This is a genomic window from Streptomyces sp. NBC_00096 (assembly GCF_045041305.1).
Lineage (GTDB): Bacteria > Actinomycetota > Actinomycetes > Streptomycetales > Streptomycetaceae > Streptomyces.
In genome coordinates this window covers 848,653-865,087 of the sequence record NZ_CP108221.1, presented here as the reverse complement: position 1 = coordinate 865,087, position 16,435 = coordinate 848,653, and the positions used below count along the sequence as shown (strand labels likewise).

Here is a 16,435-nt window from a genome sequence, read left to right as displayed (position 1 = left end):
GTCCCACTGGAAATTTCCTTGTCGGAATCGGTGGTACGGTGCCGACCCTCTTTGCGTGCTTCGTCCCCTTGCGGGCCAGGTGGGAGCTTCCCTTCCGTGACCCGCACGCAATTCCTGGAATGGCGCAACCAGAATGAAGCAGATCATCGGATTATCCCGGTCCCGTCCCCGGGTGGTTCTTGCCGTTGCCGCTCTCTGCGTCCTGCTCTCCACCGTGGTGGGAGCGCTGACGTCGGACCGGCTCACGGCCGGTGGGATGTATCCGGAGTCAGCGGAATCCGTTCGGGCGGAGCGCATCTTGGGGGAGAGATTCGGTGCGGGCAGCCCCGACGTGCTTCTGCTTGTGAAACCTCGCGACACGAGGCAGCCGGTTGACGCGCCGGCCGTTGCGGCGGCGGGCAAGTCGCTGACCGGCGCCGCACGCCGCGCGGCCCCAGTCCACTACGTCTCCTCGTTCTGGGACGGCGATCCGGCGATGCGCGCCCGAGACGGCCGAAGCGCCGTGATCGCCGTGAAATACCGGGGTGATGAGAAAGAGGTCGGCGAGGCGGTGGAACGCCTGTTGCCGTCCGTCCTCGGCGAGCAGGGCCCGGTCACCGTGTCGGCTGCCGGCTCCTCCGCGGTCCTGGACGCGTTGCAGGAGCAGAGCCACCGTGACCTGCTCCGCGCCGAGTTGCTGACCGCTCCGCTGGTGCTGTTGCTGCTGATCCTGGTCTTCCGCAGCCTTCTGGCCGCGCTGCTTCCCGTCCTCGTCGGCGTGCTGTCCGTGACGACGACCTCGGCACTGCTCGGTACGCTGGCGATGGTCACGCCGGTCAGCGTCTTCGCACTCAACATCGCCAGCGCCCTCGGCTTTGGCCTGGCCGTCGACTACAGCCTGTTCATGGTGACGCGCTTCCGGAGCGAACTCGACTCCGGTGCGGCCACGGCTGCGGCACTGCGGACGACGCTGGCCACGGCGGGTCGGACCGTGGCGTATTCGGCGGTCGCGGTCTCGCTGTCCCTGGCCGCGTTGCTCGTATTCCCGACGATGTTCCTGAGGACCGTGGCCTTCGGCGGAATCCTCGTAACGCTGCTGTCCGCGCTCGCCACCTGGGTGGTCCTGCCGGCCGCCCTCGCCTTGCTGGGCCGTCGGCTGCGTACGGGGACCGCGCCCCGTTCGAGCGACGTCAAACGCTCGGTCGACAGGGCCACGAGCTGGGTCTGGTCCGCCAGTGCCCGGCTCGTCCGGCGAGCCCCGGCGCTGGTGGCGGCCGCGGTGACGGTCCTCCTGCTGACCTTGGCCGCCCCGTTCCCGGCAGTGTCCTTCGCCTTCCCGGACGACCGGGCGCTCCCCGCCGGAACCGCGGTCAGGGCTGCCTCCGACAGCGCGCGCCGGGACTTTCCGCAGCTGTTCGCGCCAAGGATCGCCGTGGTGTTGCCCGGTGCGGCCGCCGGACGGCAGGGGTGGGCCGGGACCGAGAACTACGCGCGCTCGCTCTCCCGCGTCCCAGGCGTACGTCAGGTCGACACCGCGACCGGCACTCTCACCCGTGGCGATCGGCACCCGCCCGCCCCGACGGCCGTGCGCTCCTTCATCAACGGCTCCGACACGTGGCTCAACGTCACGCTGACCGGCGACCGGGTCCTGGACGCGCTGGCAGCCGTACGTGACGTGTCAGCGCCCGTACCACCACTGATGGGTGGCGATGCCGCCCATCTGCAGGACACCAAGACCGCGCTCGCCGACCGCCTGCCAGCCGCCCTCGTATGGGTGGCCGCATCGATGTTCGTGCTGTTGTTCGCGTTCACCGGCAGCGTGCTGGTGCCGCTCAAGGCCATCCTGCTGACCGGACTGAGCATGACCGCAGCCCTCGGAGCCATGGTCTTCATCTTTCAGGAAGGCCATCTGCAAGGCCTCGTCGGGTCGTTCACCCCGGTAGCCGCCACCGACATCATGATGCCGATCCTGGTGATCGCCATCGCCTTCGGGCTCTCGATGGACTACGAGGTGTTCCTCCTCTCCGCCTTCCGCGAGAGTTACCTCGCTCTGGGGGACAACTCCGCGGCCATCGAGGCCGCGGTACGGCGCACGGCACCCCTGATCACCTCGGCAGCCGTCCTCATCATCGTGGTCTTCCTCGGCCAGGCGTCCTCGCCCGTCGTCCCGCTGAAGATCGTCGGCGTCGGCATGGTCCTCACCATCGTGCTGGACGTGACCGTGATGCGCATCCTGCTGGCCCCCGCCCTGATGCACCTGGCCGGCCGGGCCAACTGGTGGGCCCCCGCGCCACTGTCCCGCTTGCACGGCCGCTACGGGCTCGCCGAGACCTGAGGGACCCCTCATCTTGAGTTGCCAAGGGGCCGGATCTGGGGATACGCGTCGTGCTGAGGCGCTCTGCAGGATGCGTGCGGCCGCCGGGGGCTCCGGGGCCGGGGGCGGTGAAGCGTGCCCTGCCATGTCCGTGCCGGGAAGCCTGCCAGCAAGGCCAGCCAGCCAGGACGGCGTGTCAGGTCCGGAGTGCGGTGCGAGGCGACCTGGCAGGCCGCCAGCGCCCGAATGGCATCCACCGGACCTCCGGGTTCGGCGCGCGGTGTGACTGGCCGCGCCTCATGACCGGGCGGTGTCGACTTCCGCGACCCGGGCTCGAATCCGGTCCGTGACTGGCCCGGGGGAGCGCCCGATCACGTTGATCGGCCACGCAGCGTCACGAGTTCGCTCCGATCGGCTTCTGGTCGGAAACGGCTCCTCGGGGGCAATCGGCCCTCCAAGGCCCCGAGTTCAGGGTCTAAAAGAATCCAAGTGCAGGCCACTCTACCGATCGGGAAGATCGCCGCGCAGGCTTCCGCGGCGAAATCGTCGAGTGGCTCACTGAATGTGCTGGTCTGCACGTTTCGCTCGCGATCTTCGATGCCAACAAGCAAGACGGTCAAATCGGATGCCGCTCGTCGAGGCAATCCCGTCGATCGAAGCCCGCAACCTAAACGCGGTCCGCGCCGCCGCCGACAACCAGACCACGCTGGCCCTGCCCGGCGTACACGCAGACCTCTCCACAGCCCGAGCCCTCGTCCTCATGCTCCGCGTCATGTTCAACGGCACCCGACGTCGTATCCGGGCGTAGTGGTCCGGCTTCTAGTGGCAGTAGTTAACTGTGAGAAGTGCGAGGAAAGGTACAGTAGTTGAGGGATAGCGCTCGGTGCCTGGGTACTCCATCTTGGCGTGATCGGCCCCTGGCCCTGAGCGTCGAGTGGTGCTTCTGCCTGCGATGTCCGAGGCCCCACTGCGACGCTCTGGGCACTCTCATGAAACTCAATTACCTGTCTTTTGAGGGTTCTTAGAGTAGTGAAGCTGTTCATGGCGTACCCAGGGGTCTTCTACAGCGACGACGGGCAGATCCTGCGCGCGATGCAGCGGGCGTCGGGCAACGGCGGGCTGATCATGATGCACGCCGAGAACGGCATCGCGATCGACGTGCTCGTCGAACAGGCCCTGGCGCGCGGGGAGACCGATCCCCGCCACCACGGGGAGGTCCGCAAGGTGCTCCTCGAAGCCGAGGCCACCCACCGGGCGATCCAGCTGGCCCGGGTCGCCGGCGCGCCCCTCTACGTGGTCCACGTTTCGGCGGAAGAGGCGGTCGCGGAGCTGGCCCTGGCCAGGGACAAGGGGCTGCCGGTCTTCGGCGAGACCTGTCCGCAGTACCTCTTCCTGTCCACCGACAACCTCGAAGAGCCCGACTTCCAGGGCGCGAAGTACGTCTGCTCCACCCCGCTACGGCCGCGCGAGCACCAGGCGGCGCTGTGGCGGGGCCTGCGCACGAACGACCTCCAGGTGGTCTCCACCGACCACTGCCCGTTCTGTTTCCGGGGCCAGAAGGAGCTGGGCCGGGGGGACTTCTCGAAGATCCCGAACGGGCTGCCGGGGGTGGAGAACCGCATGGACCTCCTCCACCAGGCGGTCCTGGACGGGCACATCAGCCGCCGCCGCTGGATCGAGATCGCCTGCGCGACCCCGGCCCGGATGTTCGGCCTCTATCCGCAGAAGGGCACCATCGCGCCGGGCTCCGACGCCGACATCGTCCTCTACGATCCGCACGCCGAGCAGGTCATCTCCGCCGAGACGCACCACATGAACGTGGACTACTCGGCGTACGAGGGCAAGCGGATCACCGGACGCGTCGACACGGTCCTGTCCCGGGGCGAACTCGTCATCGACCGACGCGAGTTCACCGGCCGCGCCGGCCACGGCGCCTTCATCCCCCGCTCCACCTGTCAGTACCTGTAAGCCGCAAGCCCGCACGCAGCAGCAGCAAGGAGCCATGCATGGACTTCGGCCTCGTCCTGCAAACCGACCCGCCGGCCTCGCAGGTCGTCAGCCTGATGAAGCGGGCCGAACGCAACGGATTCCGTTACGGCTGGACCTTCGACTCGGCGGTCCTGTGGCAGGAGCCGTTCGTCATCTACAGCCAGATCCTGGCCAACACGCAGCGCATGCACGTCGGTCCGATGGTCACCAACCCGGGCACCCGCACCTGGGAGGTGACCGCTTCCACCTTCGCGACGCTGAACGACATGTACGGCAACCGCACGGTCTGCGGGATCGGGCGCGGGGACTCGGCGATGCGGGTCGCCGGGCGCGCGCCCAACACCCTCGCCCGCCTCGGCGAGGCCATCGACGTCATCCGGGACCTTGCGGAGGGCCGCGAAGCGGTCGTGGACGGGAACCCGATCAAGATCCCCTGGATCCGGGACGGGAGACTTCCGGTCTGGATGGCGGCCTACGGGCCGAAGGCCCTCGCCCTGGCAGGGCAGAAGGCGGACGGGTTCATCCTGCAGCTCGCCGACCTCTACCTCACCGAATGGATGATCAAGGCGGTCCGCCAGGCTGCCGTGGAGGCCGGCCGTGACCCGGCCGCGATCACCATCTGCGTGGCGGCCCCGGCGTACGTCACGGCCGACGACTCGGCGCAGGCCCTGGCCCACGCCCGCGACCAGTGCCGCTGGTTCGGCGGCATGGTCGGCAACCACGTGGCCGACCTGGTCTCCCGCTACGGCGAGCACTCCTCGATGGTCCCGGACGAGCTGACGGAGTACGTCAAGTCCCGCCAGGGCTACGACTACAGCCACCACGGCCGCACCGGCAACCCCTCCGCCGACTTCGTCCCCGACGAGATCGTCGACCGCTTCTGCCTGCTGGGCCCCGCCGAGGCCCACATCGCGAAGCTCCGCGCCCTGCGCGACCTGGGCGTCGACCAGTTCGCCGTCTACGACATGCACGATGCCCGGGAAGCGACCATCGACGCGTACGGCTCCGAGGTCATCCCGTCGTTCAGCTGACTTTCGCGAGGGGCGCGGGGCCGACCGGGAGGTCGGCCCCGCAACAGGTTGCCGGCGGCTCTCGTGCGACCGGTCACCACCGACCGCCGAGGACACCCACCTGGACGGGCTCCGAATCGCAGCGGCGGGCGGACCGGGTCGGTGACGGTGGGCGTGTCATCCCCACGGGGCGACGTTCGGCACGGTAGATCAGGCAAGACTCTCGCCGAGCCCAACACCGCCCCGGAGGTTCCATGTCGAAAAGCGGCGCGCCCCGCATCGACGTCCCGAGTGAGGCCCCGGCGCGGGCGTCGCTCGTGTTGGCGTCCCTGATCATCGTTGCCGCGGTGGCCAACCTGAACCTGTCGGTGGCCAACGTGGCGCTGCCCGCGATCGGGAAGGCCTTCGACTCCTCCCAGACCTCGCTGAACCTGGTCGCCGTGGGGTACTCCCTCGGCCTCGCCGCATCGGTCCTCTACCTGGGTGCGGTCGGCGACCGTCACGGGCGCAAGCTGCTGCTGCTCCTCGGTACCGCTCTGTCCGTCCCCGCCTGCCTGCTCGCCGCGTCCGCGCCGAACGACACGGTCCTGGTGATGGCCCGGATCCTCGGCGGGCTCTCGGCCGGCATGGCCTACCCGACCACCCTGGCGCTGATCACCGCCCTGTGGGCGGGGCCCGGGCGGACGAAGCCGATCGCGCTGTGGTCAGCCCTGGGCGGCGGCATCTCCATGCTCGGGCCGGTGATCGCGGGCGCGCTGCTCGAACGCTTCTTCTGGGGGTCGGTGTTCCTCATCACCCTGCCCCTCGCCGTGGTCGCGCTGGTCATGGCCCTGCTGTTCGTCCCCGCACACGCCAACGAGTCGGCCGAACCGGTGGACAACCTCGGCGGCATCCTGTCCGTCCTCCTGATCGCGGGACTGGTACTGGCGATCAATTTCGCCGCCGTCCCCCACCAGGGAGCACTGGTCGTCGGCCTCGCCGTGATCGCCCTGGCCGCCGGAGCGGCGTTCTTCCGGCGTCAGCGCCGGGCCCCCAACCCGTTGTACGACCTCCGCATCGCCGGACGGCGCACGTTCTGGGTCGCCGCATGCGCGGGAATCATCGTGTACGGCTCCATGATGGGATCGGCGTTCATCAGCCAGCAGTACCTGCAGAACGTGCTCGGGTACAACCCCGTCGAAGCCGGCGCCGCCATCCTCCCCCTCGTCGTGATGATGGTGCTCGTGGCACCACGGTCCGCGAAGCTGGTCGAGACACGTGGCGCCCGCACGACCCTGCTGATCGGCTATGCGTTCCTCTTCCTCGCCTTCGCCTGGATGCTGCTGTTCTGGGGCGAGCACAGCCGCTACTGGCACATCGGCCTCGCCTACGTGCTCACCGGTATCGGCGCCGGCCTCGCCGGGACGCCCGCATCCCACTCGCTGACCGGATCGGTGCCCGTGCGGCGGGCCGGCATGGCCTCCGGCACCGCCGACCTGCAACGGGACCTCGGCGGGGCCGTCATGCAGTCCATCATGGGGCTGCTCCTCACCGCCGGCTACGCCTCGGCCTTCAGCGCGGCGATCGCCGCCTCCCGCGAGAGCAAGGACGTGTCGGACCAGGTCCAGAGCGAGCTGACGAAGTCGTTCGCCTCCGCCGGGCAGGTCGCCCAGCAGCACCCCCAGTACACCGACCAGATCATCGCGGCAGCACGCCGGTCCTTCCTCCACGGCGACGACTGGGCGTACACCGTCGGCCTGGCCGCGATCGCCCTGGGCGCCATGCTGATCTTCTTCATGTTCCCGCACCGGGACGCCGAGCGGGAGCTCCTGGGGCGCTACTACGCCGAGGACTCCGCCTCCGCCTCCGCCGCCACCGCCACCGAGAGGTCGAGCGGACCGGGAGCCTGAGAGGCCGTAAGGTCAGCTGGTCGCCGACCGGGTCTCCCGCGCCCCAGTTGAGCCGTTCGGTTCGGGAGAGCACCCCATTGGGTCAGTGGCAGTCGTGCCACCGGGGCCATGGCAGTGCGGTGGTGCTGTCGTGGTGGCGCGGATTGCGCGTCACCGTCAGCACCCAGGGAGCGGTTCAGTGGAAGCCAGCAGCAGTGACCGTAGCCGAGCGCTCGTTGTTCCTCGGGTCCTCCAGCCGTCCGACACGAACTGCTGAGGCGCACATGCACAGCGCGATCGCGATCATGGCGGACACCCCTCCGCAGCTGCTCCCGGCCCGCCAACTCATGGCCTTCACCCTGGCCTCCCACATCCTGCTCGTTCCCTTCGGCGTGGCCCTTCCCGCCATCACCCTGCTGATGCACTACCGCGGGCTGCGCAAGGGCGATCCGGTCGCCCTGCTGCTCGCGCGGCGCTGGTCGGCGGTCATGGCCGTGCAGTTCGCCATCGGCATCGTCACCGGGACCGTGCTCTCCTTCGAGTTCGGCCTGCTCTGGCCGGGCCTCATGGGCCGGTGGGGCGATGTCTTCGGCCTCGGGTTCGGGGTCGAGGCGTGGGCGTTCTTCCTGGAGGCGATCCTCATCGCCATCTACCTCTACGGCTGGCGGAGGCTGAAGCCGTGGACGCACTTCTGGCTGGCTCTGCCCCTGCCGCTGACGGCACTGCTGGGCGCGTTCGGCATCATCGCCGCGAACTCCTGGATGAACACGCCGCGCGGCTTCTCGCTCGACGCGGGCGGCAACCCCGTGGACATCGACGTCCGCAAGGCGATCTTCACGCCGATCTTCGGCCCCGAGTACTGGCACTTCGTGGCGGGTGTCGTCCTCACGGCGGGCTACGTCGTGGCCGGGGTGTACGCGGTGGGCTGGTTGCGCGGCCGGCGTGACCACTACCACCGGCTCGGCTTCACCGTTCCGTTCACCGTCGCCGCGATCCTCACCCCCGTGCAGTTCGTGCTCGGGGATTCCATCGCCCGCTCGGTGTTCCAGGAGCAGCCGGTGAAGTTCGCCGCCACCGAGTTGGTCTGGAAGACCGCCACCCACCAACCGGAGTACCTGTTCGGACGCCTGCACGAGGACGGAACGGTCTCCGGCGGGCTCAAGTTCCCCCAACTGGACTCGATCCTCGCCGGTTTCAGCCCGGACACCCGGGTGACGGGCCTGTCGTCGGTCCCCGCGAGCGACCGCCCCACGGCGACCCAGGCCACCATCGCCCACTGGGCGTTCGACATCATGGTGTCGATCGGGAGCGTGCTCCTCCTGCTCGCGCTCTGGTACGGCTGGTGCTGGCTGCGACGCCGCGACCTGCCGGGTTCCCCGTGGTTCTTCCGGTGCGCCGCCGTGGCGGGGGTGGCCTGCCTGGTGACGGTGGAATGCGGCTGGATCACCGCCGAGGTGGGGCGCCAGCCCTGGATCGTGTACGAGAACATGCGGGTGTCCGAAGCCGTCACGGACGCCCGGGCCGCGTCGTTGTGGACGATGCTCGCCATCGTCATCGTGGTCTACGCACTGATCTTCGGCACCTTCCTGGGGGTCCTGCTCACCATGCGCACCCGCTGGCGGATCGCGGACGAACAAGAGGGCGGTGCCCAGGCCGCCGGCACTCCGGAAGGCGACGCCCCCTACGGGCCCCGCCGGGCGACCGTCGCTGCCGCACCGGATCACGATCACGGCTCCGCTCGCGGTGACGGAGGAGGGCGATGATCCAGGACGTCGTGGCCTGGGTGCTGCTGGCCGCAGTCGCCGCCTACGCCTGTGCGGGCGGGACGGACTACGGAGCCGGGTTCTGGGACCTCTTCGCGGGCGGCACCGTACGGGGCAAGCGGCCCCGGTGGCTGATCGACCACGCCATGGAGCCCGTCTGGGAGACGAACAACGTCTGGCTCATCTTCGTCCTGGTGTTCATGTGGACGGGCTTTCCGGTCCTGTTCCAGACGCTCTTCACCGCCATGTGGCTGCCTCTGGCGCTCGCGGCCCTGGGGCTCGCCCTGCGCGGTGCGGGCTTCGCCCTCCGCAAACCCATGACACGCCTCGCGCACCGCAGGATCTACGGCACCACCTTCGCCGTTTCCTCCCTCCTGGTGCCCTTCTTCCTCGGGGCGGTCGTCGGCGGGCTCGCCACGGGCCGGGTCGCTCCGGGGACGAAGGCGTCCGCGGACGCGTGGTCCAACGGGACCTCCGTGCTCTGCGGCCTGCTCACCGTCGCCGCGACCGCCTTCCTGGGGGCGGTGTTCCTCACCGCCGACGCCCGCCGCTTCGACGCCCCCGACCTCGTCCACTACTTCCGGCTGCGCGCCTGGTACGCCCTCGGGTTGATCGCCGTCCTGACCGCCGTCGGCCTCGTCGTCACACACCACGACGCGCGCTACGTCTACGACGGCCTCACCAGCGGCGTCGGCCTCGCCTCCGTCCTGGCGGCCGCCGTCTGCGCCGTGGCCACCGCCGGGCTGCTCCACCGCACGGCCACGGGCTGGGCGAGGATCACCGCGGTCGGGAGCGTCGCCCTCGTCGTCATCGCCTGGGGGCTGGCCCAGCGCCCCTACCTCATCCCCACCTCGCTGACCGTGGACCAGGCGGCCGGAGCACCGACGACACTGCGCTGGCTGCTCCTGGTCACGGTCATCGCGATCGTGCTCGTCGGACCGCCGCTGGTCCTGCTCTACCGCCTGGACACCAGCGGCGCCCTGCAACCCCTCGCCGACGACGACCTGCGCCGCACGGCCGTGAACCGGGATCGGGGCCCCCACCGCTGACCACCCCGCCTGGCCACCGCCGTCCTCACCGAACTCCACGACGAACGGGCCGCCTTACCCCGCCGCCGCCTCTCCATCGAGAGCATGGACAGGCTCCATCCCAGGCGCGCGACGCACTCGACCCGGTCGGAGTGCTCGGCGTTCCGGCTGCCGGCCCCCCGTCCTACGGTGCGAGGAGGGTGAAGTCGGCGAAGTCGAAGCCGGGGGTCACCATGCAGCTCACCAGAACCTCACGGTCTTCGGCGGGGCGGGCGCTCTGCCAGTAGCCGGCCGGCACGCACACCTCCAGCTCGGTGCCGGGGCTGCGGTGCGATCCCAGGCGGTGCTCGGTGACCGTGGTCGGGGCCGGTCCGGGCGGGCTGACGCACAGAACCAGGGGGCCGCCGGCGCGCCACAGCCAGATCTCGTCGCTGGCCACCGTGTGCCACCGGGAGCTTTCCTCCGGTGCCAGCAGGTAGTGGATGAGGGTGGCCGAGGGCCGCTGACCGGATCCGGTGGGGTGGGGAACGCTGAAGGGGGAGGTGTAGATCCTTCGGTACCAGCCGCCTTCGGGATGGGGTTCCAGGCCGAGGATGCGGGCCGTCCCGGGAAGAGAAGTCATCGGGTGCGGGCTCCGCTCGGGACGGTGGTCTCCGCGGCGGCGGGCGGTCCGTAGCGCTCGTAGTAGTCCTGGAGGAGTCCGGACTCCTCCAGGACGGTGTCGGCCCAGGCCGGGTCCAGCCCCGCCGGGGCGGGCCGGGTCGCGACGGCGCAGGCGCCGGTGAGCATCCCCGCGTACACGAGGTCGGAGTGGAGGTTGCTGATGCTGTCGGTCCCGTGGAAGTTCACGGGCCGGCCCCCGGCCAGAACCGTGACGTCCACGCCTCCCGGGAGGCGTTGGGTACGGGGCGCGTGGCCCACCGCGGAGTGGTGCGGGCCCTGGGTCGCGAGCGCGGCGAGTGCGGGCAGGTCGAACTCGACGTCGCGGCTGCTGACGCTGGCGAGGTAGGCGGGCCGCTTCAGGGCCTGGAACTCGCGGGTGGACATGCTGGTACGGCCGGTGGCCCCGAAGACGAGGAGGGGGGCGTGCCCGGTGAGGAGCGTGCAGAGTTCACGGGCAGTGGTGTAGCCGCTTTCGTGGGCGTCGATCAGGTGGAGGATGTCGGAGTCGTGGACCGCGACGCGCATGCGCCGCTGGGTCAGGAGGCCGGCGATCTGGGCGCCCACGCTGCCGTAGCCGATGACCAGAGCGGGCTGGCCCTCGATCTTCAGGGCGGGCAGCAGGTCCAGGGCTGTCGCGACGGCCTTCTCGGCGATCCAGTACGACTCGATGCGGCCCTTGAGCCTGGACTGGGCGACGGAGAAGACCGGGAACGGTAGTTCGTGTTCGCGGCCTCGGAGCTTGTAGATCCCGGACATGGTCTGCTCGACCACCCCCGCCCAGGGGCCGACCGCGTCGGCCGGCCGGAGCCCGGCCCGAGCCTGGTCCAGCAGCGTGGGTGCGATGTATCCGCCGTCGTCCAGGGCAAGACAGCGCAGGCCCCGTTGCCGGGCCAGGGCGGTGTGCCGGGTGACGGCTTCGGCATCCGTGGAATCGCGGACGGTCACCCCCAGCTCGTCAAGGTGGCCGTGGACGCGGTGGCGCCACTGGTAGGCGTAGTCCTTGCGCAGGACCGTCATGGAGTCCAGGGGAGCGCCCAGTTCGGCGAGGCATCCGACGAGGTGGATCAGGTCGGTCAGGAAGTGCCCGGTGACCAGCACCGCGAAGCCCGCGAGCGGCTTGCCCCCGCGCAGCCGGTCGACCGTGGCGCTCATCAGGGGGAGCTCGCCCGCCACCCGCTGCGTTTCCTGTTCGGAGAGGGGCTGGCGGTGCCAGATCTCCGCCCACCGCCCCAGGGAGGCGGCCGGTGGGGTGCCCGTGGCGGTGGTCAGTCGCAGGTGCAGGTGCAGCAGGGACGTTTTGTCGCACAGGCGCCGGGCCGCACGGTACAGGAGGTGAGGGCCGTCCTCGGGGGCGGCGGTGACATCGACCATGGTCGAGGCGAAGGAGACGAGGCCGTCTAAGGGCGCCGGCTGGGGGTGGTCCGGACGTCCGATGATCAGCGAGGCTGCCGAACGGATCGTCCCGACCCGGTTGCCGGACACCTGCCGCTGCTGACAGCCTGGTTCCCGAGCCGGTCCGACCGCGGGCCGGCCGGACCCGGGGGGACCGTCATGAACGTCAGAGCCGCCGCCATAGCCGCCACCGCTGCCTTCGCGCTCGCCGCGCTGGGCGCGGGCCCGGCCTTCGCGGACAACCACAGCAGCGTCGCACCGCAGGGCATGGACGGGAACTTCCAGCACGCGGACCCGCAGCAGGCGGTGGCCGCCATCGACGGCCAGTCCGAGCACCTGGCTCCGCAGAGCCAGGGCCCGCAGTACATTCAGAACTAGGCCGGACTACGGGCTCTCCGCGCCCCAGCCGTTGGGGCAGGCGGCCGGGGTGGCCGGGGCGGTGCCGTAGGCGTAGGCCACGAAGTCCTTGAGCTCCGGACCCCAGTAGGGCCACGTGTGGTCGCCGGTGCCCCGGCAGTACCGGTGGGCGACCGTGCGGTCCTTCAGGTCCTGGTGGAGGGCCGCCGTCATGGCGCCGATCTCCTTCTCGCCGGTGCCGCCCGTGCCGCCGGCGTACAGGGCCATCTTCCCGCCGTACGAGGCGTACTTGCCGTCGAGCGCCAGGTTGACCGGGTTCTGCCCCGGCCAGGTGCTCGGCGGCCCGAAGACCGTGGCCATCCGGTACGGGGTGTCGCCGGTCACCCGGAACTTCCCGTCGAACAGGCCGGTCCACAGGATCGACGCCCCCACCTGCCAGGTGGAGTCGGAGATGATGGTCTGCGCGCCCGGGTCGTAGATGTCCGTACCGGGTGAGAAGGCGCCGACCGCGGAGAACAGGTCCGGGTGGCGGCCGGCGTAGCGCAGGGCCCCGTAGCCGCCCATGGAGACGCCCGCCACGGCCCGTCCGGAGGCCGCCTTCACCGTGTTGAAGTTGGCGTCGATCCACGGGACCAGCTGGTCGATGTGGAAGGTCTCCCACTGCGGGGCGAAGAAGCCGTCCGTGTGGCCGGCCCAGTCGCTGTACCAGCCGGCCTTGCCGCCCTCCGGCATGACGACGATGCCCTTGAAGGCGGAGTCCTTCAGGCTCGCGGTGACGTTGCCCTCGTCGGTCTTCGACCACTGCTCGACGTCGCCCGTGCCGCCGTGCAGCAGGTACAGCACGGGGTAGGGGTGCGCCGGGTCGCGCTGGTAGTCCTCCGGCAGCAGGATCCGTACCCGCACCGGGACCTGGACCGGATTGATCGACGGGGTCCCGCCGTGCGCGGCGAAGATCGCGGCGGTGGTCACGGAGGCGTCGCCCATGCGCTCGCTCTGGCCGGCGGCGGCGGACCAGGTCTGCAGGGTCAGCCCGGCGGCATTGGGCGCGGGCAGCGAGGGGAGCACGGACGCCGCGCCCACGGGGGCCGCGGGCGCGGCGATCACGAGCGCGGCGGCGGTGGCGAGCAGGGCCGCCGCGCGGCGGAGGGGGCGCAAGGTCCGTAGGGGTCGCACGGGGCGAAGGGGTCTCAGGGATCGGCGCACGAAGGCTCCCAGGAAGGCGGAGGGGGAGAGGGAAGGGGGGAAGGGGGGGAAGGGGGAGGGCGCGGGCCCGGCCGGTCTAGCACGGGCGGGCGGAGGCCACCAGGAGGTCGACCGGGTTCCGGTCCGCCGCCGGGCGCCGCGGGGGTGCCGCCGGGGCCGCTGCGGCCCGCCGCCCCGTTCACCTGCGGTCCACCCGGAGTGCGGCGGTCCGCCGGGATTGCCGGTGGGGATTGTCAGCCGGTCGTGCTTTGCTGGAGGCATGATCGATGAATTCCTCGCCCGCGACCTGTCCGCCGTCGACGAAGCCGTCCGCAAGGCGGCGGCGGTCGAGATCATGCCGAGATTCCGCCAGCTCGCCGACCACGAGGTGGACCAGAAGAGCGGCCCGCACGACCTGGTGACCGACGCCGACCGCAAGGCCGAGGAGTACCTCACCGTGGCCCTGACGCGGCTGCTGCCGGGCTCGGCCGTGGTCGGGGAGGAAGCCGTCCACGCCGACCCCGGGGTGTACCGGGCGCTGCGCGGTGACGCCCCGGTGTGGATCGTGGACCCCGTCGACGGGACCCGGCAGTTCGTGCACGGCGATCCGGAGTTCTGCACACTGGTCGCGCTCGCGCACCACGGGGAGATACTCGCCTCCTGGACCTTCGCCCCGGCGCTGGAGGAAATGGCCACCGCCGTCCGCGGACAGGGCGCGTACGTCAACGGCGAGCGGATCCTGAGCGGATCCCCGGAGCCGGGCGCCGAGCTGAGGGTCGCCACCGCCCACCCGCTGTACACCACCGAGGAGGAGCGGCGCGTCCTGGCGCGGCTCGACGTCCCGGGGGTGGCCTCCCGCGCGTGCGGTTCGGCGGGCCTGGAGTACCTCAAGGTGGCCCGGGGCCGGATGGACGGCCTGGCGTTCAACTGGCCCTCCGCCTGGGACCACGCGGCCGGGCTGCTGCTGGTCGCCGAGGCCGGCGGCGCGCAGAGCACCGTCGACCGGGTCCCCTTCCGGGTGGACCGGGACAACGCGCTGCCCTTCGCGGTCGGCCGTGACGAGGCCACGGCGGTACGGATCCGGGAGCTGCTGCGGGGCGAGTGAGGACCCCGCCGGGGGCGGCGGCCGGGCCCACGGCGCACGGATCCGGCGCGGATCGCGGACGTACCCCTGGACAGGCGCAATACCCTGGGGGCGGTGCCGCCGCCGGACGAAGGAGTCGCAAGTGCCGCCGATCCTTGATGCGGTCGTCGTGGGGGCCGGGCCCAACGGGCTGACGGCCGCCGTCGAACTGGCCCGGCGCGGCCTCTCGGTGTCCGTGTTCGAAGCCGCCGACACGGTCGGCGGCGGGGCCCGGACCGAGGAGCTCACCCTCCCCGGCTTCCGGCACGACCCCTGCTCGGCGGTGCACCCGCTCGGCGCGGGCTCCCCGGTCTTCGCGACGATGCCGCTGAAGCGCTACGGGCTGGAGTGGCTGCACGCCCCGCTGCCCATGGCGCACCCCTTCGACGACGGCACGGCGGCCGTGCTCGCCCGCTCCGTCGCGCAGACGGCCGCGTCCTTCGGGCCCCGGGACGCGGGCACGTACCGGCGACTGGTGGAGCCGTTCCTCGGCAAATGGGACACCCTGGCCCGGGACTTCATGTCCCTGCCGAGCACCGCGCTGCCCCGCGACCCGGTCACCCTCGCCCGCTTCGGGCTGGCCGGACTGCCGCCGTCCACCTGGCTGCTGAGCCGCTTCCGCGACGACCGGGCCCGCGCCCTGTTCGCCGGGCTCGTCGCGCACGTCATCGCCCCGCTCGGCGGGATCGGTACCGGCGCCGTCGGCCTGGTCTTCGCCCTCGCGGCGCACGCGAACGGCTGGCCGATGCCGCGCGGCGGCTCGCAGTCCATCTCCGACGCGCTCACCGGGTACCTGCGCGACCTCGGCGGGACCGTGCACACCGGGTTCGAGGTCAAGCGGCTCGACGACCTGCCGCCGGCCCGGGCGTACGTCTTCGACACCTCCCCGACCGCGCTGGCCCGCATCGCACGCCTGGGCCGCGTCTACGACGGCTACCGCTACGGCGCCTCCGTGTTCAAGCTGGACTACGCCCTGGACGGCCCCGTCCCCTGGACCGCCGAGGAGCCGCGCCGGGCCGGCACCGTACAGATCGGTCCGCGCACCCGCGACATCGACGCGGCCCTGCAACTGGCCTCCGGCGGGCGGGCCCCGCGCACCCCCTTCCTCATCGCCGCCCAGCCCAGCCTGGTCGACCCGGGCCGGGCGCCCGAAGGGAAGCACACCTTCTGGGTGTACGGGCACGTCCCGGCGGGCTGGGACGGCGACCTCACCGAGCCGGTCGAGCGCCAACTGGAACGCTTCGCCCCCGGGTTCCGCGACCTGGTGCTCGCCCGCGCCACGGCGGGCCCGCCGCAGCTCGCCGCCCGCAACCCGAACTACGTGGGCGGCGACATCGCCTGCGGTGCGGCCTCGGGCCTGCAGCTCCTGCTGCGCCCCCGGCTCACCCTGTCCCCGTACAGCACGGCCCACCCGGCGGTGTTCCTCTGCTCCTCGGCCACCCCGCCCGGCCCCGGCGTGCACGGCATGTCGGGCCACAACGCGGCCAAGGCCGTCTGGCGCCACCTGCGGCGCAAGGGCTGACGGACACCGGGCGCGGCGGATCCGCCGGGATCGCCGGAGGCCGGATTCCGGTGTGCTGATGGGAACGAGCGAACCGGGCCTCGCCACGTACGGGGAGCGAAGGGCGCCGGGGAAATCCGGAAAGGATTCCGCTCCGAATTCCATGGCCCGCCCGGGATGCCGAAAGGCCTGCCCGCCGGCGTTCCGCGCGGCGGTCCGGGACTCTCCCCCTTTCCCGTGACGAAAGGCCGAACGGCCCGGACCGT

At 71.3% G+C, this 16,435-nt stretch carries 12 protein-coding genes and 1 pseudogene; 10 read left to right on the top strand and 3 right to left on the bottom strand.

Annotation, left to right across the window (positions count from 1 at the left end; all coding sequences use genetic code 11):
• Window positions 1-133: 133 nt before the first annotated feature.
• The 7 genes and pseudogenes from OG904_RS03825 to OG904_RS03795 all read left to right on the top strand — a co-directional run bounded on the left by OG904_RS03825 (window position 134) and on the right by OG904_RS03795 (window position 9,972).
• On the top strand, window positions 134-2,314 hold the full coding sequence (locus tag OG904_RS03825; RefSeq protein ID WP_405487351.1) for an MMPL family transporter: 2,181 nt from the start codon (window positions 134-136) through the stop codon (window positions 2,312-2,314).
• Between the two features lie 604 nt (window positions 2,315-2,918).
• Entirely contained in the window at window positions 2,919-3,101 is a 183-nt protein-coding gene (locus OG904_RS03820; RefSeq protein WP_405487349.1) for a hypothetical protein, read from the top strand.
• Between the two features lie 224 nt (window positions 3,102-3,325).
• A pseudogene (locus tag OG904_RS03815) lies at window positions 3,326-4,261 on the top strand (amidohydrolase family protein); the annotation flags it as partial.
• Window positions 4,262-4,299: 38 nt separating this feature from the next.
• On the top strand, window positions 4,300-5,313 hold the full coding sequence (locus OG904_RS03810) for a TIGR03842 family LLM class F420-dependent oxidoreductase (RefSeq protein WP_405487347.1): 1,014 nt from the start codon (window positions 4,300-4,302) through the stop codon (window positions 5,311-5,313).
• A gap of 233 nt (window positions 5,314-5,546) precedes the next feature.
• On the top strand, window positions 5,547-7,181 hold the full coding sequence (locus OG904_RS03805; protein WP_405487345.1) for an MFS transporter: 1,635 nt from the start codon (window positions 5,547-5,549) through the stop codon (window positions 7,179-7,181).
• A gap of 263 nt (window positions 7,182-7,444) precedes the next feature.
• Window positions 7,445-8,923, top strand: a complete 1,479-nt coding sequence (locus OG904_RS03800) for a cytochrome ubiquinol oxidase subunit I (protein ID WP_405487343.1) — start codon at window positions 7,445-7,447, stop codon at window positions 8,921-8,923.
• Window positions 8,920-9,972, top strand: coding sequence for a cytochrome d ubiquinol oxidase subunit II (locus OG904_RS03795; RefSeq protein ID WP_405487341.1), 1,053 nt, complete (start codon window positions 8,920-8,922; stop codon window positions 9,970-9,972). The genes OG904_RS03800 and OG904_RS03795 overlap by 4 nt, the downstream gene beginning before the upstream one ends.
• A gap of 163 nt (window positions 9,973-10,135) precedes the next feature.
• On the opposite strand, the gene OG904_RS03790 is transcribed toward OG904_RS03795, so the two are convergent.
• Window positions 10,136-10,573, bottom strand: coding sequence for a cupin domain-containing protein (locus tag OG904_RS03790; protein WP_405487339.1), 438 nt, complete (start codon window positions 10,571-10,573; stop codon window positions 10,136-10,138).
• Window positions 10,570-11,985, bottom strand: coding sequence for a hypothetical protein (locus OG904_RS03785; RefSeq protein WP_405487337.1), 1,416 nt, complete (start codon window positions 11,983-11,985; stop codon window positions 10,570-10,572). Before OG904_RS03785 ends, OG904_RS03790 begins: the two co-directional genes overlap by 4 nt.
• Before the next feature lie 180 nt (window positions 11,986-12,165).
• Between OG904_RS03785 and OG904_RS03780 the strand changes: the two genes are divergently transcribed.
• A complete protein-coding gene (locus OG904_RS03780) occupies window positions 12,166-12,384 on the top strand; it encodes a hypothetical protein (protein WP_405487335.1) in 219 nt (72 codons plus the stop codon).
• Between the two features lie 6 nt (window positions 12,385-12,390).
• On the opposite strand, the gene OG904_RS03775 is transcribed toward OG904_RS03780, so the two are convergent.
• Complete coding sequence (locus tag OG904_RS03775) at window positions 12,391-13,518, bottom strand: alpha/beta hydrolase (protein ID WP_405487333.1); 1,128 nt, start codon at window positions 13,516-13,518, stop codon at window positions 12,391-12,393.
• Between the two features lie 307 nt (window positions 13,519-13,825).
• On the opposite strand from OG904_RS03775, the gene OG904_RS03770 reads away from it, so the two are divergent.
• Window positions 13,826-14,650: an inositol monophosphatase family protein gene (locus OG904_RS03770; protein WP_405487331.1), complete on the top strand. Its 825-nt coding sequence runs from the start codon at window positions 13,826-13,828 to the stop codon at window positions 14,648-14,650.
• Between the two features lie 121 nt (window positions 14,651-14,771).
• On the top strand, window positions 14,772-16,190 hold the full coding sequence (locus OG904_RS03765) for a phytoene desaturase family protein (protein WP_405487329.1): 1,419 nt from the start codon (window positions 14,772-14,774) through the stop codon (window positions 16,188-16,190).
• The last annotated feature ends 245 nt before the right edge of the window (window positions 16,191-16,435 follow it).